23 protein-coding genes are annotated in these 24,593 nt (G+C 42.5%); 20 read left to right on the top strand and 3 right to left on the bottom strand.

What is annotated here, in order from left to right; genetic code table 11:
• The first annotated feature begins 3 nt into the window (after window positions 1-3).
• The 5 genes from yycF (at window position 4) to GC097_RS22540 (ending at window position 5,606) form a co-directional block, all read left to right on the top strand.
• Window positions 4-723, top strand: coding sequence for a response regulator YycF (yycF, locus tag GC097_RS22560; protein WP_167054906.1), 720 nt, complete (start codon window positions 4-6; stop codon window positions 721-723).
• Window positions 724-725: 2 nt separating this feature from the next.
• On the top strand, window positions 726-2,558 hold the full coding sequence (gene walK, locus GC097_RS22555) for a cell wall metabolism sensor histidine kinase WalK (RefSeq protein WP_171685536.1): 1,833 nt from the start codon (window positions 726-728) through the stop codon (window positions 2,556-2,558).
• A complete protein-coding gene (locus tag GC097_RS22550) occupies window positions 2,555-3,844 on the top strand; it encodes a YycH family regulatory protein (RefSeq protein ID WP_171685535.1) in 1,290 nt (429 codons plus the stop codon). Before walK ends, GC097_RS22550 begins: the two co-directional genes overlap by 4 nt.
• Before the next feature lie 41 nt (window positions 3,845-3,885).
• Window positions 3,886-4,725, top strand: a complete 840-nt coding sequence (gene yycI / locus GC097_RS22545) for a two-component system regulatory protein YycI (RefSeq protein ID WP_171685534.1) — start codon at window positions 3,886-3,888, stop codon at window positions 4,723-4,725.
• Between the two features lie 80 nt (window positions 4,726-4,805).
• Window positions 4,806-5,606, top strand: coding sequence for an MBL fold metallo-hydrolase (locus GC097_RS22540; RefSeq protein ID WP_171685533.1), 801 nt, complete (start codon window positions 4,806-4,808; stop codon window positions 5,604-5,606).
• Here GC097_RS22540 and GC097_RS22535 read toward each other — a convergent pair.
• Entirely contained in the window at window positions 5,575-5,784 is a 210-nt protein-coding gene (locus GC097_RS22535; protein WP_246294400.1) for a hypothetical protein, read from the bottom strand. The genes GC097_RS22540 and GC097_RS22535 overlap by 32 nt on opposite strands.
• Window positions 5,785-5,964: 180 nt before the next feature.
• On the opposite strand from GC097_RS22535, the gene GC097_RS22530 reads away from it, so the two are divergent.
• The 12 genes from GC097_RS22530 to GC097_RS22475 all read left to right on the top strand — a co-directional run bounded on the left by GC097_RS22530 (window position 5,965) and on the right by GC097_RS22475 (window position 18,409).
• On the top strand, window positions 5,965-7,185 hold the full coding sequence (locus GC097_RS22530; RefSeq protein ID WP_312875719.1) for a S1C family serine protease: 1,221 nt from the start codon (window positions 5,965-5,967) through the stop codon (window positions 7,183-7,185).
• Between the two features lie 31 nt (window positions 7,186-7,216).
• Complete coding sequence (locus GC097_RS22525; protein WP_171685532.1) at window positions 7,217-7,384, top strand: CxxH/CxxC protein; 168 nt, start codon at window positions 7,217-7,219, stop codon at window positions 7,382-7,384.
• Between the two features lie 79 nt (window positions 7,385-7,463).
• Complete coding sequence (rlmH, locus tag GC097_RS22520) at window positions 7,464-7,943, top strand: 23S rRNA (pseudouridine(1915)-N(3))-methyltransferase RlmH (RefSeq protein WP_171685531.1); 480 nt, start codon at window positions 7,464-7,466, stop codon at window positions 7,941-7,943.
• Between the two features lie 136 nt (window positions 7,944-8,079).
• On the top strand, window positions 8,080-10,683 hold the full coding sequence (locus GC097_RS22515; RefSeq protein WP_171685530.1) for an NB-ARC domain-containing protein: 2,604 nt from the start codon (window positions 8,080-8,082) through the stop codon (window positions 10,681-10,683).
• Between the two features lie 292 nt (window positions 10,684-10,975).
• Complete coding sequence (locus GC097_RS22510; RefSeq protein WP_171685529.1) at window positions 10,976-11,809, top strand: DUF6602 domain-containing protein; 834 nt, start codon at window positions 10,976-10,978, stop codon at window positions 11,807-11,809.
• Between the two features lie 183 nt (window positions 11,810-11,992).
• Complete coding sequence (locus GC097_RS22505; RefSeq protein WP_171685528.1) at window positions 11,993-12,181, top strand: hypothetical protein; 189 nt, start codon at window positions 11,993-11,995, stop codon at window positions 12,179-12,181.
• 40 nt (window positions 12,182-12,221) lie between these two features.
• A complete protein-coding gene (locus GC097_RS22500; RefSeq protein ID WP_171685527.1) occupies window positions 12,222-12,581 on the top strand; it encodes a hypothetical protein in 360 nt (119 codons plus the stop codon).
• A 588-nt stretch (window positions 12,582-13,169) separates the two neighbouring features.
• Window positions 13,170-13,943, top strand: coding sequence for a phospholipase D family protein (locus GC097_RS22495; RefSeq protein ID WP_171685526.1), 774 nt, complete (start codon window positions 13,170-13,172; stop codon window positions 13,941-13,943).
• 291 nt (window positions 13,944-14,234) lie between these two features.
• Window positions 14,235-15,128 carry a hypothetical protein gene (locus tag GC097_RS22490; RefSeq protein ID WP_171685525.1) on the top strand — a complete coding sequence of 298 codons (894 nt, stop codon included), beginning with the start codon at window positions 14,235-14,237 and terminating at the stop codon, window positions 15,126-15,128.
• 20 nt (window positions 15,129-15,148) lie between these two features.
• Entirely contained in the window at window positions 15,149-16,156 is a 1,008-nt protein-coding gene (locus GC097_RS22485; protein ID WP_171685524.1) for a DUF4238 domain-containing protein, read from the top strand.
• 276 nt (window positions 16,157-16,432) lie between these two features.
• Window positions 16,433-17,311 carry a hypothetical protein gene (locus tag GC097_RS22480; protein WP_171685523.1) on the top strand — a complete coding sequence of 293 codons (879 nt, stop codon included), beginning with the start codon at window positions 16,433-16,435 and terminating at the stop codon, window positions 17,309-17,311.
• 396 nt (window positions 17,312-17,707) lie between these two features.
• Window positions 17,708-18,409 carry a DUF4145 domain-containing protein gene (locus GC097_RS22475; RefSeq protein ID WP_171685522.1) on the top strand — a complete coding sequence of 234 codons (702 nt, stop codon included), beginning with the start codon at window positions 17,708-17,710 and terminating at the stop codon, window positions 18,407-18,409.
• 386 nt (window positions 18,410-18,795) lie between these two features.
• On the opposite strand, the gene GC097_RS22470 is transcribed toward GC097_RS22475, so the two are convergent.
• On the bottom strand, window positions 18,796-18,969 hold the full coding sequence (locus GC097_RS22470; RefSeq protein WP_171685521.1) for an Arc family DNA-binding protein: 174 nt from the start codon (window positions 18,967-18,969) through the stop codon (window positions 18,796-18,798).
• Window positions 18,970-19,163: 194 nt separating this feature from the next.
• On the opposite strand from GC097_RS22470, the gene GC097_RS22465 reads away from it, so the two are divergent.
• The 3 genes from GC097_RS22465 (at window position 19,164) to GC097_RS22455 (ending at window position 22,457) form a co-directional block, all read left to right on the top strand.
• Entirely contained in the window at window positions 19,164-19,424 is a 261-nt protein-coding gene (locus GC097_RS22465; RefSeq protein WP_171685520.1) for a hypothetical protein, read from the top strand.
• A 534-nt stretch (window positions 19,425-19,958) separates the two neighbouring features.
• Window positions 19,959-20,546: a sensor domain-containing protein gene (locus GC097_RS22460; protein ID WP_171685605.1), complete on the top strand. Its 588-nt coding sequence runs from the start codon at window positions 19,959-19,961 to the stop codon at window positions 20,544-20,546.
• Between the two features lie 120 nt (window positions 20,547-20,666).
• Window positions 20,667-22,457 (top strand): helix-turn-helix transcriptional regulator, encoded by a 1,791-nt coding sequence (locus GC097_RS22455; protein WP_171685604.1) that lies wholly within the window; start codon window positions 20,667-20,669, stop codon window positions 22,455-22,457.
• Window positions 22,458-22,582: 125 nt separating this feature from the next.
• Here GC097_RS22455 and GC097_RS22450 read toward each other — a convergent pair whose 3' ends face one another.
• Entirely contained in the window at window positions 22,583-24,592 is a 2,010-nt protein-coding gene (locus tag GC097_RS22450; RefSeq protein ID WP_171685519.1) for a serine hydrolase domain-containing protein, read from the bottom strand.
• Window position 24,593 lies beyond the last annotated feature (1 nt).

Here is a 24,593-nt window from a genome sequence, read left to right as displayed (position 1 = left end):
GGTTTGTTTGGAAAAATTCTCGTGGTGGATGACGAACAACCGATTGCAGATATTTTGAAATTTAATTTGGAAAAAGAGGGCTATCAGGTGATATGTGCCTATGATGGCGGAAGCGCTGTAGAGCTTGCTTTCTCTGAGCAGCCCGATCTTATATTGCTGGATCTCATGCTTCCCGTAAAGGACGGCATGGATGTGTGCCGGGAGGTTCGTTCGAAGCTGAACACACCGATTATTATGTTGACGGCCAAAGATACCGAGTTGGATAAAGTGCTTGGCCTTGAAATGGGCGCAGACGACTATGTGACCAAGCCATTCGGCACGAGAGAGCTGCTGGCCCGCGTCAAGGCGCACTTGCGCCGGCAGACGAAAGCGCAGACGGCTCCGAGCGAGTCGGACACGCAGCGCAACGGGATGCGGATTCATGCTTTATTCATCGATAACGACATGTACATGGTGTATAAAGATGGGGTGCCGCTCGATTTGACGCATCGCGAGTTCGAGCTGATTCAATATTTGGCCAAAAATTCCGGCAAAGTCATGACGCGCGAGCACCTGCTGCAAGCGGTGTGGGGCTTTGAATATTTCGGCGACGTGCGCACCGTCGATGTGACGATACGCCGGCTGCGCGAGAAGCTGGAGACAGATCCAAGCCGTCCGGAATACATAATGACGCGCAGGGGGCTTGGCTATTTGATGCGCAGCCCTAAAGCCGGAGGCTTCTAAGCATGAGGGGCATCCGCTTCTTCCAATCGATCCAAGCGAAGCTGATTATTGTGTATGTCCTGCTTATTTTGATTGCGATGCAGCTCATTGGGGTGTATTTCTACAAGACGGTGGAGACATATTTCAAGAATGACTTCTTGGTTTCGCGCAACAGCCAGGTTACGCTGCTGGCCGGTTTTGTGGGGTCTTACCTCACAGGCGATCAGGACAGCAAGAACGCTGCCGAAGGCAAGAAAACTTATGCCGATTTAAACGAGTTTGTCAGCAATTTATTTTCGATTAATAATGCCGAAATTCAAATTATAGATGCTAACGGGAACGTCATCTCCACGTCGGTTCCCAACCATCTGAAACAAAAAAATACGCAGCCAGAAGTGATCAGGGCGCTGCAGGGGATTAAGGATAACCAGCGTATTTTCACCGATGAGGACGGCTATCGGAAGGTGATCATTGCGAAGCCTGTAGGCAGCGGTGTGCGCGTCTTGGGCGCTGTTTATCTGATCGCCTCCATGGAGGATGTCTACAAAACAATCCGTTCGATTAATCGGATCCTCATTTCAGGTACGTTGATTGCTCTGGGGCTAACGGCTATTCTCGGTGTCATCCTTACCAGTACGATCACGAATCCGATCAAAGAGATTACGAAGCAAGCGACCGCGGTTGCGGAGGGGAATTTCGATCAGCAGGTGATTATCCAAGGGACGGATGAGATCGGGCAGCTCGGTCAAACGTTCAATTTCATGATGAACCGGCTCAAGGAGGCGCTGTCTCTCAACGAAGAGGAGAAGGAGAAGCTGGCATCCATCCTGACGAATATGAACGACGGGGTCATTGCAACGGATGACAAAGGGCATGTCATCGTCCTGAACCGCAGGGCGAAGCAAATCCTGCAGACGGAGGAAGAGACGACGATCGGCCTGGACATCTCGGAGGTGCTCGGTATTCCGCAGGGAACGATACAGGGGCTGCTTCAAGGAGAGGTACGAACGACGCTGCTTGATATTGAGCTTCCCGATGACGATGAACAGCTGTCGGTGCGCATTACGTTCACGCCGATTCACCGCCGGGGCGAAGGGCAGAGCGGCATTATCGCGGTGCTGCAGGACGTGACGGATCAGGAGAAGCTGGAGCAAGCCAGACGCGAGTTCGTTGCGAACGTGTCGCATGAGCTGCGCACGCCGCTAACGACGATCAAGAGCTATCTGGAAGCGCTTGACGATGGCGCCATTGAGGAGCCGCAGCTGGCCTCGCGCTTCATTAGCGTTACGCGCAGCGAGACGGAGCGGATGATTCGATTGGTGACGGACCTTTTACATTTATCGAGGCTGGATTCCAAGCAGTCGATGATGAGTAAATCAACGACTTTCGTGAGTGAGATGCTGGAGGAAGTGGCCGACCGGTTTTCTTTTCAGCTGCAGCAGCGCAAGATTCAAATTGTTATTCGCGTGGAGAATGGCGTAACCAACTTGCTGCTCGACCGCGATAAAATTGATCAGGTGCTCGATAACCTGGTCTCGAATGCGATTAAGTACACAGGCGATGAAGGAGCTATCCGGCTGGAAGCGCGGAAGATCGAGAAGGATATGCTGGAGATTTCCGTCCAAGATAACGGTATAGGGATTCCGAAGAAGGATTTAACCCGTATTTTCGAACGGTTCTACCGGGTAGACAAAGCGCGCTCACGGAATATGGGCGGCACAGGTCTTGGCTTGTCCATTGCCCGGGAAATAGTCAAAGCGCACGGAGGCACGATTCAGTTGGAGTCCGAATTAGGACAAGGCACCCGTGTTATATTTACACTGCCGATTCAGCAGGAGGAGGAAGATGAGCTATGATTGAGAGTTTAAAATCTGTCTTGCTTGTCGTCCTGATCGGCACCTCGCTGTATCAAAGCTTTTTGCTGGCGTCGTACAATCCGCCTAAGATCGAGCCTATCCAACAAAGTAACTACGTGCAAACGGAGACTTTGGGAAAGCAGGTCGAGCTTCAGGATATGCTTTTTCCGGATCAGATTATCGTTCACTTGGGCAATCAGCAGCATTCTGTGCTGTATCCAAGCAATTACTATTACACCAGATTGTTCGATAATATTAAGCAGCGGAGCTTCAAGGGCTTCCGCAAAACATCGATGTACTTGGTAAATGTGAACTGGGAAGAAGTTCGGTCCAAACAACAGGGCGTTGAGATCCGGTTCCGGGACGGCCTCCCCTTCACCATTCTTCAGCAAGTGCTTCGGATTGAAGGCGAGCTGCCGACGGATAATGATAAAGTGACGCGGATTTGGATTTACTCGAAAGGCAATAACGAGGATGTTCGCGCTTTCTTCTTCACCGATTCTCCGGGTGTCGGGTACGAGGTAATCGGGGCCGATTTTACAAGTAAAGACGTGGAAAATTTCGCGGCTTTCGGGGATGTTACGAATTTGTATAAGACGACGAACAGCGGCGATTACTATTTGCCGATTAAGCCGCTCAGGCTGCCTAGTTTTACATTCAATTATAGCCAGCTAACGGCGGATCAATTGAAGCAAAGCCTTTTCGTAGATCCCGGGATTACCCGCTATCTCAAAGAGCGCGACGGTTCGGAAATCTACACGGACAGCAAACGCGGTTTTCAGCTTAACCGCGATCTGCGATGGATAACGTATTCCGACCCTGTCGCCCCGGTGGAGAGCAAAAGCGAAGTGCTTGAAAACTTGCTGGCCGGCATTAAATTTATTAACCAGCATATCGGCTGGGATGGCAAATATATGGTGGCTCGAACGCCGCAGAAGCAGCTTTTTAACAATCAGACGTTCTTGTTCCGGCAGTATTATGAATCCTTGCCTATTGTGACAACGCAGCCAGAGGGCTATGGTTCATTGAAAATGCAAGTACAGAAGGGAATCATCTCCGGCTTCGAGCGGTCGATGATTATTCCCGATTTGAAGTCGGTTCAGCGGCGCGATGGGGAAATATTAGCCGGCGATGCGCTAGAAGAGCGGCTGCAGTATTATCAGCGGCGTTCCAGTATCGTTTCTATTTTCCCGGCGTATCATCCGGTTGTATCGGAAAAGTCGCTTATGCTGGTCCCGGTATGGGCCTTGGAGCTGCGAGACGGCACGTATGATTTCATTGAATAAGGTGGATTAAGCAATATTCTCAAGGAAAGGTTGGTGAGATCATGAATTGGAGCAGGGCCAAAACGATCCTGATTTGTTCTTTTTTGATGCTCAATATGATTCTTGGCTTCCAGCTGTGGTCCACCAATCGCTCCAATCAGACGGAAATATCGTTGGATACCTCAGGAACGATTGAAGAGATGAACCGTGCGCTCCAAAGTAAAAATATTCGGCTGACCGATGAATTACCGACGGATGTAACGAAGATGAAGGTTATTACGGTAAAGTATGATGATAGTATAAAGCCCGGAGAAGAGAAAGCATTGAAGACGCCTATCAGCATGAGTGCGCTGCTCGGCAAAGGGGCCAGCAAAGAAGTTCAAGCCCAATCGGAAATTCCGAATTTTAACCTGTATCAGTTCGATTCGGAGGTAAGAAAAAAAGGTGTTTATGTATTTGATCAGTTGTACGGCAAGCTTCCGCTCTTCGATGTGACAGTAGAGTTGAATGAGGAAAATGGAGAAATTACCAGTTACCGTCAAGCGTACGTTGAAGTAGAATCAGGAGTAGAACAAACGGAGCAGAAACTGATTCCCGCCCAGTTAGCGGTACGCAGTCTAGTGGATAATTATTTGAGCGAAGGCTCCATTATTACCGAAGTCAGACTGGGGTATCATGGACAGCCGTACAATTCCCAGACACAGCCGATGTTTCCGCACTGGCGGATTACGGTTGATAATGGAGATGCAAGAGATATTTATTATTTGCAAGCTTTCAATGGCGCAGTGGAATCTCCGCAAAAAGGGTCGGACATCGCTCCTTTCGGAGTACAAGATGACGGCAAACCTGAACATACGAAAAGCCCCGATGACAAGAACAAGCAGGATCAGGATAAGAAGTAAAATAATTCGGCTTACATAGACAGCCAAAGTACGTTGATTAAATAGCATGTGTACATGTATGCATAGAGGAGCAGGGTAAGATGGGTATTAGGTTTACAGTGCTGTCGAGCGGTTCGACGGGGAATGCGACGGTCGTCGACAATGGGGAGACCAAGGTGCTTATCGATGTGGGCTTCAGCGCCAAGAAGATGGAGGCGTTGATGAAGGAACGCGAGCTCGCAGCGGACAGTATTGACGCCATTGTGATCACGCACGAGCATTCGGATCATATCAAAGGCTTAGGCGCGCTGGCGCGCAAATATGATTTGCCCATCTATGCCAACGAGAAGACGTGGGTGGAATTGGATCGCCAGATCGGTGTGATCGCGGAAGAGAACAAGCGAGTTATGGAAACCGGCGGCTTCGAAGAATTCGGCACGCTGCGCGTGGAGTCATTCGGGATCTCCCATGATGCGGCGGAGCCGGTGGGCTATTGCTTTTATGAAGGGGATCAGAAGTTAAGCGTCGTTACGGATTTGGGTTATATGAGCGAGAAGGTGAAGGAGAAAATTACCGATTCGGATGCTTTGGTGCTGGAGACGAATCACGATGTGGACATGCTGCGGGTCGGGCATTATCCTTGGAGCATTAAGCGCCGCATTCTCGGAGATAAGGGGCATTTATCCAACGAGGCCGCGGGGGAAGCGCTCTGTGACGTGATGACGAATAAGACGAAATCCGTCTATATGGCACATTTAAGCCGTGACCATAATTTAATGGATTTGGCCAGGCTAACGGTGAATAACATAGTACAAGAGCGCGCCCCCGAGTCTAAGCAGCTGCGGTTAATGGATACGTACTTCGATCGGTCTACGAAATGGGATGTATTGGGTTCGGAGTAAGCGCGGCATCGATTTCTTTGGATTTGAGCTGTATGTCCTGCGGCGTGATCAGGCCCTTATCAATTAGCGTTTGAATGAGAGATGAGAGAATGAGGGATTGATGGTAGTGACTGTCTTTGAGATCAGCGAGCTTACCGATCATGTTGATTTCGTTGATATGGGATGGAATTCGATTCATAATGTGCATTCTCCTTTGACTTTCTGATTTAAAGTTACTGTTAACTCTAGTAATTCCTTGAGAGATTTGGTTTACTATTATTGTAGGCAAGAACGGAACGAAACATTCCTATTTTTTGCAAATATGATTATGAGGCAAGAGCGGCATGATCTGCGCCCTGTCAGCAAGGAGGGACACCCTGTGAGTTTGTTTGATGATGATTTCTATTCGACCAAAAGAACCAAGCAGCGCCAACCTGTGTGGCGTCCTAAACGTTCGGGAGGACTTGCGGGCTTTACGGAACGCAGACGAAATGTGGCCCTTGTAGCTGGAGTAGGCGGGGCGTTAGCGATGCTTTTGTTAGTCGGATTAGTTAACGGGTTGGGTAAAAGCGATTTGCACGCAGATGCGATAGCGGTTCCAGTTGTGGCTAGTGCGGAGACGCGCCCTATGAACATCAACGATTCTGTCGTAGCGGCAACGGAGAAAATTAAGCCGGCCGTCGTCAGCGTGATCTCCTCTAAGAAGGATGATAAGGGTCAAGAGACCGGGATTGGGATCGGGTCGGGCGTCATTTTTGCCCGGAACGGCGATAAGGTCCGTATCGTGACTAACAGCCATGTGGTCGAGAATGGGAATCAGTATGAAATCGTGAACTTTCAAGGCGAGCATCGCAAAGCTACACTTGTCGGGCGGGATCGGATTACGGATTTGGCCGTTTTGGAAGCGGATGGCAAAGACATTAAAGTGATTGCCGAGTTTGGCGACTCCGAGACGCTGCGCGCCGGCGAAATGGCGATTGCGGTAGGTAATCCGCTAGGATTGGGCTTCTCCCCGACGGTCACGCAGGGCATCATCTCATCGCCGAAGCGGACGATCCCAGTATCTTTATCCCGGGAGGGCACGGACTATGACTGGGAAATGGACGTCATTCAGACCGATGCAGCGATTAACCAAGGCAACAGCGGAGGACCCCTAGTCAACATCGAAGGCAAGGTCGTCGGCATTAACTCGATGAAAATTTCGGATACGGGCGTGGAGGGATTAGGTTTTGCCATTCCTATTAACAGCGTGAAGCCGATTATCGACAATCTGATCACGGACCACAAGGTCAAAAGACCGCTGATGGGCGTGTCTACGCAGGAACTGCAAGCTTTTAAAGGGACGGATGTATTAAAGCTGCCTGCAGATGTGAAAACTGGAGTTATTGTCTTCGATGTGTCCGGTCCCTCCAAAGAAGCGGGTCTCAAGCCGCAGGATGTCATTGTGCAGTTGGATGATCGGAAAATTGATAGTACGATCAGCTTGCGTAAATATTTATACAACGAGAAGCATATCGGCGATAAAGTGAATGTCACTTACTACCGCGGCGGCAAGAAGATGAATGTGGTGGTCACTTTGGTGGAAGCAACCGATAAATAATAGACAGAATCAGCGGATGAGAGGTAGTTGCATGCACGTAGTTTGTAAGGATCATGTGGAAATCGCGATTGATGAGTTTGTCGATGAATACGAGGAAGCGCCGGACGTTGTGGATTTGCAGAAAACCCACTTCAGCAAGTGGGAGCCTCCGTCACATTGCGAGCATTGCAAGGAGTTAGCGCGATTTCTGGTTGTATGAGGAAGGCTGATGCCTTCCTTTTTGTTTTGGTGGGGAAGGGATAGATGAGAGAATAGATTAAAAAAAGGAGCATTCGTTTATGCAGATACAGATTTTAACGGTTGGGAAGTTGAAGGAGCGCTATCTGGTTGATGGGATCGCGGAGTACGTCAAGCGCCTTGGGCCGTATGCCAAGGTGCAAATGATAGAGGTGCCTGATGAGAAGGCACCGGAGAATATGAGCCCTGCTGAGGAGCAGCAGGTGCGGGTTAAGGAGGGCGCGCGTCTGTTGGCTGCGCTGCGTCCGGATGTGTACGTCGTGGCGTTGGCCATCGACGGCGAGATGTGGTCGAGCGAGCAGCTGGCGGCTTCGCTCGATAAGCTGGCCACCTATGGGCGCAGCCAGGTGGCCTTCGTGATTGGCGGCTCGCTGGGGCTCTCGAGCGAGCTGCTGCGCCGTGCGGACGTGCGGCTGAGCTTTGGCCGCATGACGCTGCCGCACCAGTTGATGCGGCTGGTGTTGGTGGAGCAGATTTATCGCGCTATGCGGATAAATCGGGGGGAGCCGTATCATAAGTGACGGCGAATTATAATAACTCTTGGGTGTATAATCCATGCATAAAAGCACTATAATTCCTTAGGGAAAAGAAGGATATCAGGGGAAATAGTAGAAATTGGTAGAGTGTGAATCTATTATTAGGTGGGAGGATAAGGACATGGATTACATTCTCAAAAAAATTGATCAAAAAATACAATTTCATAGTGGATTTAATGAAAAGGATAAACTAAGGATACATTATCAAGTTAGAATAGAGTATAGCTTAATGTTAATTTTGGGGTATCTCTGGAATAAAAATTATAAAGATAATATATCTGATAAAACAAAAGAAGAAGTAAATAAAAGGATTTTTAAACCGACAATTGGACAAATAATCTATGTTATTAGGAAACTTGATGTCAGTAATGAATTCTTATCTGATCCAACGATAAATAATGTAATGACTAACTATTTAAGTACACGTAATGAAGAGATTGGTCACGGGTTTGTTTATGACGATGGAATTGATATGTTATTAGATGAACTTAAGTCAATTATAAATCAGTTGGAAAGTAGTACAGTTAAGTTATTGAATCAAAACCTGGACATTATTTTTGTTCGAAATTTTGATGGTGAAAACTATACGGGTATTAACTTTAAAGGAACAGATGTGGTCCCAATACCATGGATATCCCCGAAAACTGCAAATGGATTTAAAATTAATAATGTTTATATTCTTTCAGAAGAAATGCAATATTATAGAATTTCGCCATTTATACATGTAAATTCGGATGACCAATACTTTATTTATGTATCTGTTGAAGATAGGTTGACAGGTAATGCCAAGTACAACCAAATTAACCAAACTGCAAAAGAGTATATTACATGGGAAGATTTTCTTTGCCTTTCCACGCAAGAGGATGCGATCAGAAGAAAAGTACCGAATGGGACAATCGTTAATAATTATGCGAAGAACTATAAAAATTATTATGATTTCGGAATGAAGAAAAGGATTACGGAGTTCCTTAACAACCGGTCGTTCGTAGCAGCAACATTATGGGGCCATGGAGGGGTTGGAAAAACTGCAACAGTTCAAAGTGTTATTGATGATTTTCTTAATCAAGGATCATTAAGCTTTGACTATATTGTTTTTACTTCAGCCAAAGATCGCCAATATAATGTAATTACTGGGGGTATTGAGGAAATTCAAGATAGTGTAGATACCTTCGACCTTGTAATAAAAAAAGTCAACGAAGTTCTTGGCAATGGTGAAACAATTGATGTTAATTATATAGCAAACCACGAGAGGAGAATGTTGCTAATTATTGATGATTTTGAAACGTTTAGTAAAGATGAAAAAAATAAAATACAAGAATTTATAAACCAATTAGATGTAACTAAACATAAGGTAATCATCACAACTAGAGCAAATCTGATTGTAGGTGAAGAGATACCAACAAATGAGTTAGACAGTGATAAGACTATTGAGTTTATAAGAGCTATTTTTTCTGCAGAGTACGCTAACTATAAAGATATATTTGAAAGAGGATTAACAGATCAAATAAAAAACAAAATTCATTTTGTAACATCCGGTAGGCCCATCTTTATCTATCAATTCGCATACATGTTAATGGCTAGGGGATTTAATGATAGCTTATGGAGAGAACTTAGTCAGTCTGAAGCGGCAAAGGATTTCCTATATGGTAGAATTTATAACTATTTATCAGATGATGCAACTGACTTGTTTATAACTATTGGTATGCTTCTAAATAATGCCGATGATAAATATTTAACTGAGCGTTTAAAATACATAGTAAACATGGAAGATGATTCTGATAAGTTTAATAGAGCAATGAAAGAACTAGTAAAACTCAGAATTGTTGAGGAACTCGACGAGTCAACATTTAGGGTATATTCAAAAGAATTATTGACTGTAATGAAAGAACATAGAAACAAAAAAAATAGCGGCTTTATTGGCGGAATTAATTCAAGACTTAATCAAGTTAAAAGGTACAAAAATAACTTAGACATTGATAGTGTATTGTTGCAGAATGCAGATGAAGCTAGATATTCTAGAAACTTAAAGGAAGTAGAGGACTTATATAGGCAAATTCTCAACAGGAAAAAAAGTGTTGTAGAAATAAGAGTTAAAGCTTTATTAAACTTAACTAGTCATATAGTTACAACAACTGGTAATCACGATTATGCTATTGATATATTTAAAGAATATAGTGAATTTTTGTCGGACAAAGCAGTATTGAAAATGTTCGTAAGTTATCTAATTACAAAGGGTTACTACAAGGACGGAATTCGAGTACTGTCTGAATACTTTTCGATTAATAGTAAAACAAATAAAGAAAACATCGAACTATTTGGCTTTTTGTTAACAATAAGGTCAACCTATTGGATTAATGAGAGGGAAGAGGTGAAAAGTAGACAACATAATCAATATATTTCGAAAGAACAAAGGGAACTTTTAAATCAAGAGTTTGTAAATCAATCGGAGGAAATGAAGGATATATTTAGGAACCAAGGACACATCTTATTTAATGCGGTAAAAAATAAAAAGTTAAACGAGTATTCTCCAGCGGCCAGGCAGAATATTGAGGCAGGTTTGTATAAATTTATTGAAATCTGTATAAGGATAAAAAAGCTTGACTACGCTTTGGATGTCTGCGAGTATGGTCTTGAGAATTTTCATATACAGTACAATGACTCGTTAAAAAAATACCTTTCTAGAATTCAACAGTACATCACTGAAAATCAAACAGCATCAAACTAACAATCAATATATTGTTAATAGATCCTGATAGATTGAAAAAGCAGCTACCACAACATGGTTCTGGTTTTCGCTTTTTTAACGTTACAGTGAACGGTATCACAAGTGGCGGCGAAATATATGTGGCAAGAAGGATGTAGTGGCTTGGTGGTGTGATGGAGTTAGGAGCTATAGAGATATGCTATACCCCTAGAGGTAAGTTCTAGGGGATTTTGTGTAACTAAAAAAGATAATGTTTTCCAAATTCATGGTATGATTATGGTAAATATATATAGCATTTCCAGGGGGATTTTTCATGCCTAACAATAATATCAGATATCAGCAATCTATTGCAGCAGAAATAAATTCAATTAAGGACAGAGTTAGATTTTTTATAGAAGATAACCATTGGGGTGAAGATGGAAGATATAAGGAGCTTATATTAATGAATTACTTAAAGAAAGTTTTACCTGATAATATATCAGTTGGTACTGGATTTGTTAAGAATGCAAGAAATGAGTTAACAGACCAAATTGATATTCTTATATATAAAAAGAATGATCCCAAGCTCTTCTCTGCTGATGATTTTGTAATACTTATGCCTGAAAGTGTTTTAGGAATCGTGGAAGTTAAATCTAAAGTAACTCCAGAGGTTCTCTGTAATAGGAAAGTCTATAATCGCGATAAGCCATCTACTATTGATAAATGCAATAGAAATGGTGAAATTATTGGTAATAGGAATATATTTAATGGGATTTTTTCATTCGAACGACAATTGAGTTTTGAAACGGGAATCCGCTCTCATAAACTGGTTCAACAGTTAAAGGAGAAACATGGTTATTTGAATCATATTTGTTTTGATGACAATATTTTTATGCGATTTTGGCCAGAAGGAAATCCAATTGACAAAGTTACGAATAATGATTTTAGAAGCTCTTTTAGCGTTTATGATCTTTCTTACAGAAAGATATTTAATGATAATGGACCAGGACTAGCTTATGGTTATTTTATATCAAATATTCTCGAAACAGTTTATAGGTTGACGGCACCTCATGTTTTAAATAATCAATATTTTGAATTTTTGTATCCAATTGAAAATACTAAGGAATCTTATAGAATCATTGAGTGTGAAATTAAGATAGACTTGTAAGTGTTTTTTGAGCAACTCATTCTTTCCATAACACCATATTGATCTTCGAGCTAAATGGTCCTCAGCCGGCTGAGGCATTTTAAGGGTAGCGGATTCAGGTGGAGCACAATTGTTTACTATTTATATTTCGCAACCGGCACTGTTTTCGACTTAGTCTTACGGGTTTGTAACTAGGAGGGGTATATGTTTAAGCTAACTAAGATATTAAAGCAGGGAACTGATAATGCGATAATAAATCGAATTAATCTTCAATATTCTGAGATGCTTAAATCAGGATTTATTCAAGTTGAAGAGAAGCAGAAGAATATGATAAATTTAAATATTTTTGAAAGCATGAAAGATTTATTGAGTGCAGAAGATTCTTTTCATTAATTCCTAAAAATATAAAATTTGGGAATTTAAACTATTTCAAGTGGTAACTATGTTTTTAAATTCATTGCAGTATGATGATCCTACAATTCCATTAGTTAAAGAGTTTGAAATGTTTGTAATGCGTAGTGTTATTGCTTTAAAGAAGAACAATAACAAGGTAGCTGAACTTGTGCTGAATGAGAAGTTTGATGGACCTAAAAAATTATTGACGTTTCTCAGGAAGAGGCTTAAAAATGATGAACTTTATCTAAAGATGCTCGAAGAAGACACCGAGTGGTATGTGGAGCTTTATTATATAAGGGGGGCTGAAGAACATTCCGAAATTTGTATTAAAAACTTCGAAGTATTTATAGTTAAAGAGAAAATTTTAATAAGAATTCCTGAAATTGCCGAGAAATGAGTAACCTTAAGAGAATAAAGGGATGTCACTCTCTGTAACGGATATAGTTACTGTGAGGATTTTATTGCAATCATTTTTCACTTGTTTGCTTTGATGCGGTTAGAATTATTAAGTTGCAAGATGAGGACATGAGGGACAATCGGAATTTGAAATATATTATTTATTTAAAACAAGAACTAATAGATGCGCTTCCTAATGATCTAAATTGAGACTTAAAAATTCAAAGTAATAAGGGAGCTTCTTCTAACACCATGTTTACGCATCGGGGCATCTATCCCGGCAGATTAATCGAGGCAATGATTTTATATTAATTATCAATATATCACTGTCTTTCTTCATAAATCCGTCAGATTAAAGCAAGATGACTAGGAATAGTATTCCTATATTGGACGGCTCTAAACTTGCAGTTACAGACAACACGGAGAACCGTGTGCAAGTGACGGCGGAAAATTTTATTGGGGACAATTGATGGGGATGTTGTAGATTAAGTAATTACTTTTGGCCATAGGGCTATGAAGGGGATATCTATTAAGTTCGTGAATAAGACGTTTAAATGCAAAAATACATAGTATCTTAGGGAAGTGGCACATGGAAGTCTATTTTACAAGACCTGGGACAAAGTGTGAAGTTCGAGATCGCTTGATTGAGGATATTTCAAAAGTAAAGGAAAGATTACTTATTGCAGTCGCATACTTTAATGATGAGATTATAGCAGAAAAAATCAATGATGTCAGATGTGATGATAAAAGGATAATTGTTAATTATTCTGATATATTTCGTGATGTTAAAGCACGTAATATTTACAGTGCAATACGGGCAAAAACTACTATTTTAGGTACAAAGATTGGAGATAACTATCCTAACCATATGCATCATAAGTTTATTATTCTTGACAATATTGTTTGGACAGGTTCATTTAATTTCACCTCACAAGCGAGTTTTAGGAATTGGGAGAATATGATACGCATTACTGACTTCTCAAGGATTCAAAAATTTACAGATGAGTTTGAGTATATGTGGTTAATAGGTGAAGCAGTCAGAGATAAACTTAAATATGATACCTGTGATTTCTGTAAGGAAAAGGTGGAGGATCCTTTAACTCACTTTGGTATTATTTTTAATACATCATCGTTTGTCTCAGGATTAAATTATAAGGATACCTATTCAGTTATGTGTGCAAAAGATTTTAAGGGAACTAATGTATGTAGAAATTGCAATAAAACAGTCTATTCCAAGGAAATGATTACACTCGATGACTCGTCGTCTTTTTGGTCTATATGTTTAGAATGTTTTCCTGACGAAATGAGAAGCCTTTTAAAGGCTAGGGATGAAATAAATATGGGATTTATCGAAGATGAATAAGTATTACAGCACACGTTGTAGATTAGAGGTATTTGATCGATCACAACGTTATCTCACAGTTCGCCAATGTATTGTCTATATAAGTTGAACTAATGATACTTACATGCGTATACAGAGAGGGTTGATGGCTCTAAGCTCATACTGCTGCGATACACAGCCTTCATCATCAATAATCCTCTATTAGTGGAAGGAAACTATCATAAATAGTCGAACTCATGTAGAGTAAGTTGTATATGAACCATGACATATAGAGGATTAAATATGAACAGAGGAACTTTGAGGAGAGGCACAATGAAAGAGATTTTTAAAATCTTACTTTGGCTTTGCTTTTGGCCAATCTTGCTCATTGTAAAATTGATCCAATTGGCTTTAAATGGCGAGCATAAAAAACAAGCAGCCGTGCGAATGACTTCTCGCGGAGGCAAAGGAACGATCATTCAGCCTCCCATTTCGGTAATACCCCGATCGTCAGTGACTAAAAAAGAAACGATTCCAGCTCCATATCCGCGCTGTCCATATTGTGGGTTTCTGAACGATCAGCCCCCTCAGCGGAACCGAAAATGTCCGAACTGCAAGGAGCAGATTTATGTTCGTACCGACCCTGAGAGCGGACACAAGATGTTACTCGACGAAGAAGGCAAAGAACGATTTGAGCAAGAGCGGAAGATCATTGCTGATCAAAATGCCCTGAAGAAGCACTTAGGCAACCTAGGCGTTTCCGAATCGGAATTTGAGAAGCGCAAAAAAGCTCAGCCCGGCTATTCCGAATCGGACATCTTGTGGGGCTTATTTAATGAGCGATCAATGGACTTCGCCGTGAAAGATGACTGGGGTCTATACCGGAATGTGAGGCTTTCCATGGGTGAACACCTCATGCGCGAGAAGCGATACAAGGGCGCTCTCGACATGCTCATGGAAGTGACGACACTGGATGTAAATGGCCCATCGAATGGTGGCTACGGCGCTCCATTCCGTCCGAAAGATCTTGGATTCACTGCACCTGGGGTTATTAGTTACATGCTCAGACTGCGTGATGAGGAAGGAATGACTAAAGAGGAATTTAAAGCAGCGTTCCTTGCTAAAGTAGAACAGATTTCATCCGGTCTTAAACTTCTGTTATCACCGCAGCAGGCGTGGAGTTTGCTTGAGAAGGACATTGAAAAAGCGGAATCGTTTGGGAAATAATTTTTGAGTGGTGATTTTTGGTGTCCAAAGTTAAAAATCAGCATTTTGTGCCTCAATCATATCTAAAGCGTTTTTCAATTAACGAACAGCTTTTTGTTTATGACAAAATAATAAATAAGACTCCTTATAAGACAAACATAAGGAATGTTGCTGCCGAATCATATTTTTACGATATCCCCGAAGATATTTTTAATCAGACAAAAGATCAATTCCCTCCAGAGTATCAGGACATTGAATTTATTGAAAAGGAGTTTAGTAAACTCGAAAGAGAGTTTAATTCTCTGCTAAATAACTTGTGCATCAAGTATTTCCTTAGCACAGATCCTTACTTCAAAAAGGCACTATCCAATGAAGATCGTCAAGTCTTATCAATTCACTTGATTATTCAGGATCTACGTACTCGCGACTCAAGAAGACAAGTTTCAGAAATGAAAAAAGCAATTGCGCAAATGATATTTGATCTGGAAATGTACAGCGAGGACAAAAATTACATGCCCGGGGAATTTTTCGTTGAACTAGACCCAGCACATGCGGTTATTGATCAATTATCGTTCTTATTCGATCCCAAGAAATTAATAGAGTTCGCATCAGTACTTAACTCACATATTTGGTTTGTTGGTGTTAATTTAACTGATGATCCATTTTATACATCAGATGCACCTCTGGTTAAAAGAGCCCACTTGCCTGAGGATTTTATGAGTTATAGTGGATTGGCCTCTAGGGGCATAGAACTTGCCTTTCCAATTTCGGACAAATTAATTATTACACTGTGTGAGCGTAGCTATCACAAGGCTGTGGAGCCGATTGAAAACTTGTTTTTCCCTATTTACGAGCCGGGAGTAATTAAATACTATAATTCTATGCAAATAATCGGATGTGAACGCCAAATCTACTGTTCTCAAAACAAATTTACTCTGGTTGATGAGTATAAGAAAAAGGATGCATCTGCTTTAAGAGAGAAAGATTACAGTGTCCAAGTCAAAGGTGGTCCTTTTGGAGGTAAACAAATAAAACGAAAGAAACAATAAAGGTTTTTTTGACCAGAAAGGAGCTGCCGAGGCAAGCTCCTTTCACTTTTTTAGCCGTTATAGCGTAGAGGGGGAGCCCTACCATAAGTGACGGTGAAAAATTAACTGGAAAAGTTCGTCTCGCCATACATTCACCCTGTTTCTAGCCGTTGTGATGAAAGATAATTAACATAAAGATATGGCTAATAGTCTTCGAAATTGGCTATATCGGGAAATTCAATGAAGTTCGTGATGTTATATGAAATGTGGCAAATTAATAAAAGGTGGTTGTAGAATTTGAAGATAACGATTCCACAAGAATTGATAGATTCAAAACTTTATAAATACATTGAAGTAGTTGAAGAACTCCAGCATATAGGGAATAAAGTTCTATCTGAAGTGATTTCTGAATCTAAAAGGATTAAAAAAACTAAACCATCCCTATTTATTGGTATAGTCATGATGAAGAGAATGCTAGAATGTATTAGTTCTATTAAACTATTAATTACATTGGGACATAGAAGAGATGCATCTATTTTGATATTGAATCTAATTGAAATGAGATTAGATCTTATGTATATAGCTTTGGATGATATACATGCTAATGAATGGCTAAATCATGATAAAGAATATACAAAACCATGGAAAGTAGGTTTCTTATTTCGTTCATTATACTTGAATCAAAATGAATTGAATGCAGAACAAGAAAATTACAAAAGATTTTCAATGGCAAAACACGCCAATCCGTTAGGTGGACTAATGAGTTTCCCAATTGAAGTTACAAATAGAGCATTACTAGTCAATGAAGAAGAAAAGACTTCAACATATACCTCAATTATTTATTTTTTTGCTTGTGGTGTTGAAGTCCATAGAATATGTAACTCAACATTAATTATAGCTAAGCAATTAGGATATGATATGGAACAAATCAATGATAATTTAGAAATGACGTTTGAATTCTTAAGGGGATTATACGACCGAGATACTCTGAGGACTGTTCAAGAATTATCGGATAGTATTGAGAAACCGCAGCTTTGTAATAAATGTTGTGCAATTCCACAAGGTAAAATTGAAATTACTTGTTTGCTAAGGCAAGGAGATTTTAAGCGAGAGCAGATTTTCAAAAGAAATGCACAATTTATTTGCGAAGCATTTATTGAGAAAACTTGCGAGTGATCCGGGATGTACAAAATTTCATATAATACCGTATTCACGTGGCGGATCGGCTGTTGCCATCCCTTGGTCTGCCTGGAGCAGTTGGTAGTGAAGCGGATCGCCTGCACCTACTATCCGCATCGCGGCCGGCTCTTCGGTCTGTACGACTAATTAGTATTAATTGATGCTGATGTTGTTGCAGGAATAGGCATATCGGGAGTTTTAAGGAAAATAGAATCATGTTACGGCAGAAAAATTTGTTGATGGAGGAGGCTCTGGAGGCTAGTAGGATTGGCAATGAAGGGTGTTATAGAAATGTTTAACCCTTGAATGGCTAAAGAAACACTTACGACTATTTATGAATTTCGCAAACAAAGACATTGCTAAATCCAAATTAATTTGAAAGGATGTATATCGTTGCGATTTATCGAACCTAAGAATATTGCAAAATATCAAGACTCGAATAAGTATAAGATAGCCAAATCTGTAGATTTCAAATGTGGACATTGCTCAAGAACAGTCAATTTCTTATTAGTTTGGGATTCATATAATGAGAGTTCTATGTTTACATCTTCAAGGTGCTCTGGATGTGGGGAAGAATCAAGATTCTACTTTGTTGAAATAAAAGAAAATGAACAAGAAACATTGACCGGTGATTTATATATATCTCCAAGTGCAGAATTAAGAAGAATTGCTGATGGGGTGGAAATTACCGAAAAGTTTTCTAGTAGTATGCTGAGAGCATATAACTCAGCAGTAAATGTGTATAATCTTGGTGAGTGGTCTGGGGCCGTTGTGTTATGCAGACGTCTACTTGAAGGCATTACAAAATCACTATTACCAGAAAGTGAGCAAAATAAGCCATTAAATAAACAACTTGAAGTTATAGCAGGTCATGCTGAACTGCAGAAACCATTATTAACATTAGCTCATGCAATAAGAATTGGAGGAAATCTGGGAGCTCATTTTGATTTGGAAAGGGAACCTGATGAGGTTGTTTCAAAGTACATAATTGATATGCTCGATTATCTGATTGAATATTTATATGTATTACCAAAGAGGATTGAAGAATTACATTCTCATATTGAGGAGTTATCAAATAAAAACAGTGAACGTTAATCACTGAAGTAATCGGTATTTGATACCATAACAATTTACGCGTTGGGGTGGTTAACGCCATTCAATTGGTCCATCCGAGAATTAGCAAGAAAGCGGAGTCGGTGGACACATCCTGCACTGACTAGCGGCATTACGGTCGCATGACCACCCGTATCAACTGAAGTAGAATGCGCTATTAAATTAGATGGTGCATTCAAAAGTACATTATGAAGCTAAATTTCGCCCTATTTGTGATTCGGAGAAAATACCATAAATGATTTCACCTTGAGTATAATGCAGCCATGCAAACAATACTCAAGGCGATTTTATTCCAAGGAAACTAAAATTTCAATCGGCGCAAAAGACAAATAGCCGTAATCAACCAAATCGGAATTACCTGAGAAATATTACTTTTCAATCTCAATAATCCCATTCTTCTGTTCAAATTCAGCGATGTGTTGCTCGATGAGATACTCAATTTGCATGGCAATGGAGCGTTTGTTTTTATCCGCAATAATTTTGATTTTCTCAAAGTTTTCTTCTTCTAATCGTAAGGTAAAGACCCGTTTATTTGTGGCCATAAAAATCAATACCCCTTCAAAGTGATGTCAATATTATACCAATATGAATATGGTGGGTATACGTTCACGTTGACACCTAAGTGATTTCACCTTACAATATTAATAATTGAGAATTCACTTTGATGTCACTTTTTTGAGGGGAAGTGTTGAATTTGATAAAGAGTCTTAGAACTTATTTGTATGATTTTATTGCTATGAGAACAGATGAAATTGGGAATAACGTTCTGAAGCAAGATGAGGAATATCAAGAATTATCTAAAGAACTTCAATCCTTATTAAAAGAAATTTTTAAGTGTGTTCCAATAGACAGACACCCAACAATTTTTTCTTACGAAGAGAAAGAACAAGCTCAATTGGCACTAGCCATTGAAATTATGTACAGGCAAGGATTGATAGATGGAGTATTCTTAAATCGAAGACTGTCAGAAGTGATGGAAAATGAGGATGAATTCTAAGCGTACATAAGAGAAGCTTGGTATCTATAAAAACCAAGCCGCGGTAGGTCTTATCGCATTTTTCGCTGATAGACCCGTTAAGCTGAGACTTATCATAAGTGATGACTAAATTTTTGCATATCAGATACCTTATCGTGCATCGTTGCCACTCCTAACTAAAGTTGGTTAGCACAGAACTGAGATGCAATGCTTTAATTCTGATTTGTGCTGCTAAATGAATTATCTGTTGGATAAAGCCCATATAAAGTTTCACTGTCCTTTGTTTCTTGTAAAAGTCTTTGCCACAAGTGGACAAAATTTAGCCGTTAAGTGACGGCGAAAAAACGATCGACGGCTTATAACCCGTACGATGTGCTTGGTATTTTAATGCTCGTCGTCGACGCCGCAGAAAAAATTTACTTCTGCTTTGAAAGTTATTAACGTTGCTGCGGATAGCTCCGTTCATTTTATGTCACATGACATTATGACACTGGCGGATTTGACATCAAGATCCGTAGAATACATCTACTACTTGGAAAGGATGTGGGCTCTTTGATGGCCAGAACCGTCGTCAGTTTTGTTCAAAACGGCTATTTCCTGCTGCTTACTTTTGTCACCGGATTGTTTTACTTCAGCTTCTATCTGGTCGCTCTTACATTGGGCTTGAGTCTTTCGTTTACCGTCGCGGGCGTTCCTCTCCTGACTCACGTTTTGCGGACGACGACCGCTTTCCTGCAATTTGAACGAGTACAGACCAAGATCTATACGGACGTTACCACCGAGCCTTGCGTTAAATCCGTCAACCCCGATGTGTCCAACTGGCTTCAAGCGAAAAAGGAGCTGCTGAACCTAAGCAACTGGATCGTAATTGGTTGGCTGCTGTTGAAATTTCCGATAGGGATTTTAAGTCTGATCAGTGCGACGTTGCTCTACGCGGCGCCGCTTGTATTGATTGTGGTCCCGTTTCTTTATCGGTTTATCAACCTTTCCATTATGGGTGCGTCGATAGATACGGTTGCCAAAGCCGTGATGGTGTCGGCCGCAGGGGTCGTATTGATGATGGTGAGCTACAGGCTTGCGGGCCGCTTGGTGCGCTTGATAGGCGGCTACACGCGTCTGATGATCAAGCATGTGAACCGGTAGACGTCATGCCCGGCTTGGCCTCGTAGGTCGTCGGGTGGTAGTTTACTCTATAGCAGTTTACTCTATACTAGTTACGTAATGTCATACTGAAGGTCTTAGGGGTTGATGGTTTTGTTCGATATGGTCAAGCGATGGTACTGGTACGACTGGCTCATGTTCATAATCCGCCTGATATGCAGCATTTCTCTCGTGTTTACGAGCATAAAGCTGCAAGAATATTTCACGCTGCCAATTGTGGTCCTTGTGCTGTGGCAGCTGATTGCTTTTTCCGTTCCATGGCTTTGCTTGCAGCTTGATTATAAATACTACCTGTTTGCCGAAATCGTGATCTCGGGCGGGTTGTGCTTGTATCTGGCTTCATTTTTTCCGCAAGCCTACTTCTCATTCCTGCTGTATGCCTTTTTAATTGCCGCCCACAGCGCGCAAAGGGCCTATTTCTGGTCAGGGCCTGTATCCATATTGCTCCTGCCTGCCATAATCAAGCTGCTTGCAGAGCAGAGTGAATACTGGGTCATGGCTGTCCACATAGGGATGGCATATGTCTTCGGATTTTCCTTCCATTTACTCGTGCTCAATCATCGTCAAGGCGAAATTATTGGCGAGCAAAATGCGGTGCTGGAGCAGTACCTCTCCCAAATCGAGCGCATCACGCTTGCCGAAGAGCGGAGCCGACTGTCCAAAGAGCTTCATGATACCGTCGGTCTCGCCTATACTTCGCTCATTATGGGATTGGAAACGTTGCGTCCTGAGTTGGCAACGGATACAGGAACGGAAAGGCTTGACGCCCTATTGAACCTGGCCCGCCAAAATATGGAGGAGGTCAGAAACTACGTGCATCAAATCGAATCGCCGCATGAGGCGCTCCCGCTTCTTCAGTCTTTGAGAAAGCTGGCGGAGGAGTTTCAGGAGCATGCCAAGGTGACGGTTCGTTTCCATGCCTACGGGGAGGAATACCCTGTAACGAAGCAAGCGAAGACAGCACTTTATCGCTGCCTGCAAGAGTCGCTGACGAATGCTGTGCGTCATGGAAACTCGACAGAGATTAAGGTTTCCGTGCAATTCGAGCCCCAGCAGACGAGACTGGAAATTCAAGATAACGGCCGCGGGATGGAGAATGGGAGGGAGGGCTTTGGCTTAAGCGCCATGAAGGAGCGGGCGATGAATTTGCAAGGCCATGTGGCCGTCTATTCGGAGCCGGGAGAAGGCACTCTCGTTACCTGTACACTGCCCAGACAAACGGAGCTTAAGGATGAAGTTATCCGCCTGTTGGTCGTCGATGACCAACCCTTTTTCCGTGAAAGTCTGCGGACTCTGCTGGAGGAGCAGAAGGATTTGCAAGTTGTTGGGACGGCAGAGGATGGCGAGCAAGCGATCGAGCTGTGCAGGCAGCTTCAGCCGCAGCTGGTGCTTATGGATTTGGAAATGCCGAATGTGGATGGAATCTCCGCATCCCGTACGATAAAAGAAAAGTGGCCCCATATCCGCATTCTGATTCTCACCACGTTTGAGGATACCAAACAGGCTCTGGAGGCGATGCGAAGCGGGGTGGATGGATACTTATTGAAGTCTATGCAACCGTTAGAGCTGGCCGAAACGATACGTACCGTCTACCGCGGGGGTACGCTGATCGATCAGGGCATGTCGCACAAATTGTTTGCCCAGTTGGAAGCGGACAATAGCGGGGATGATCCTTCGCCAATCAAAGCGTCATCGGCCTATGAGTTAACGCCGCGGGAGCTTGAAATTTTACAGTTTGTGTCGAAAGGGCAGCGATATAAAAGCATTGCTTCCAAATTGTATTTATCCGATGGTACGGTTCGAAACTATGCATCATCGGCTTATATGAAGCTGGGGGTCCGCAACCGGGAGGAAGCGGTGCAAAAAGCGAGGGAGGCCGGGCTTCTGGAATAACCCTCAAGTTATTTATCAAAGTGGCGGGTGCCGACTTACGGAGTGATTCTGCTTCGTAAGATCGAACACCCGCCATTTGGATTTTTAAAGGCCGGTTTTTACTTTTTCGGAATTATGGTTTCCGTTCATTTACCGATTGGCAATGTGTAGTAATCAAATGCCAGATCCAATAAGGCACTCGCTTCCTGCCGCTTCAGAGGCTGCTTGGAACGGAAGTTGATGGAGCCGTCCGAATTGATCTTGGTATCCGGGTCCATGATGCCTTGGGATACAAGGGCTGTAATGGCTTCAACTGCCCAGGCATCCGTTTCGCCACGTAATGTAACCTTGGCTCCAGGCTCAGCTTGTCTCAGATTTTGGATCATGACTGCCGCCATTTGTCTGGTGACAGGAGAATCAGGCTGATAATTAGGCAATCCGGACAACATCTGCTTCTTGTTTGGTTCAATCGTATAAGGCATGGATTCCCAGCCATGGGCGTGAAGTAGCAACTCCGAGAACTCACCCTGAGTTAACGTTCCTTCCGGATCGAAGAGGGTAGCCGACTTTCCGTCCATGATCTTTAAAGCATGGAGATTGTGAATATAAGACGTATACTTGCTGTCCGCCGGTACATCAGTGAATGGCGCATCCATATTAACTTTTTGTGCATAACCCACGTAGTGCGGAAGCTTCATGTAATAGAAATAGGTGATTTGGCCTGCCCCATTTTTTTGAAAGGCTACTTTATTGCCGGATTCATCCTCAAAGAGTAAAGGGTGGATCATTTTCAACGTACTTTTGCCCAGATCTCCTGTCTCCATAACCAATTTTCCGTCTGAATAGGAAACGCGGGTCCTCATGGATCCAAGACGCGTGTTTTGGTACAATCCTGTGTAGTCCTTGGCCTGCTGCTCACTGATTGAAGAGTAGGATGGCTGTGGAGCCTCATCTTTTCTCGGATAATAATGATTCATAAATGCCTCATACACGTCGAGACTCATCATGGAGTCGTTATTGTAGGACATGTAGAACGCTGTATTTTTCTCCGGCAGAAGAACAATCAAGGAAGAATGACCGGTCACATTTCCCCCTTTGAGAACCACATGTTGACCATTCATCTTCTCTTTGAAGTAGCCTTCGAATCCGATGGTTGTGACAGGGAACTCTTTGTCAGGGAACACCTGGTAGGTGTGCATTTGCTCGATGCTCTTGGGACTTAAGATTTCTTTGCCTTCATACGTTCCATTGTTCAGATGCATCATAAGGTACTTCACCATGTCATCTGCGGTTGATACCATGCCGCCGCTAGGCCGATCGGTTGGTTTGAATCCCTCCAGGGCGATCAGCTCACCTTTTGGCCCATAATGGGCAGCCATTCTGCTGAGCAGTTCGGGTTTAAACCGCACATTCGTCGAGTTCATGCCTAACGGCTTGAAAATATTTTCCTCCATATACTGGGCGAATGACATGCCCGATACTTCCCCTACCGCGTACCCCGCCAGTGTGAATCCAAAATTATCGTAGGTGTACGCTTCCCCCGGAGGCCTGACAACAGTCGGCATATTCGATTCGAGAGATTCTTTCATCGGGAAGAATTGATTCACATATTCCGGTTCCGATCCCGAGAGGATATCCGGTTTGTCAAAGCCGCTTGTATACGTAAGCAGGTCGTACATCGTCAGTTTTTTTCCTGTTGTATTCGGTACCTTCATCCCTCCCAGATATTCCTGGATATCGTGATGCAAATCAATCTTTCCCTTATCAACTAGTTGCATAGCTGCCAATGCCGTGAACTGCTTCGTCACAGAACCAATTTGGAATACGGTGCTGCTGTCTACCGGAATTTTATTTTCCCTATCGGCATAACCGTAACCCTTGCTTAGCAGCACTTTCCCATTCGATACGACCGCAAAATTAGAACCAACCGTATTATACTTCTTCATCGCGTCCGCAAAAATGCCATCTGCAAAGGCCTCCAGTTCCTTGGCATCCCGCGGCCCCTCCAGGCCGGGCTTCACTGATGTAACTGGCGCAGAAGCCTGCGGGGTATTGGGTGCGTTCCCTGGTCCCATACATGCGGTAATGACCGTAGCAGTTAATAGTAGTGCAGTTACTAGCTGAACTTTTCGATTTGTGCGAATCCATTTCTTCATA

Origin of the sequence: Paenibacillus planticolens (genome assembly GCF_013141725.1) — a bacterium.
GTDB lineage: Bacteria > Bacillota > Bacilli > Paenibacillales > NBRC-103111 > Paenibacillus_E > Paenibacillus_E planticolens.
This window is presented reverse-complemented; position numbering and strand designations above follow the sequence as displayed.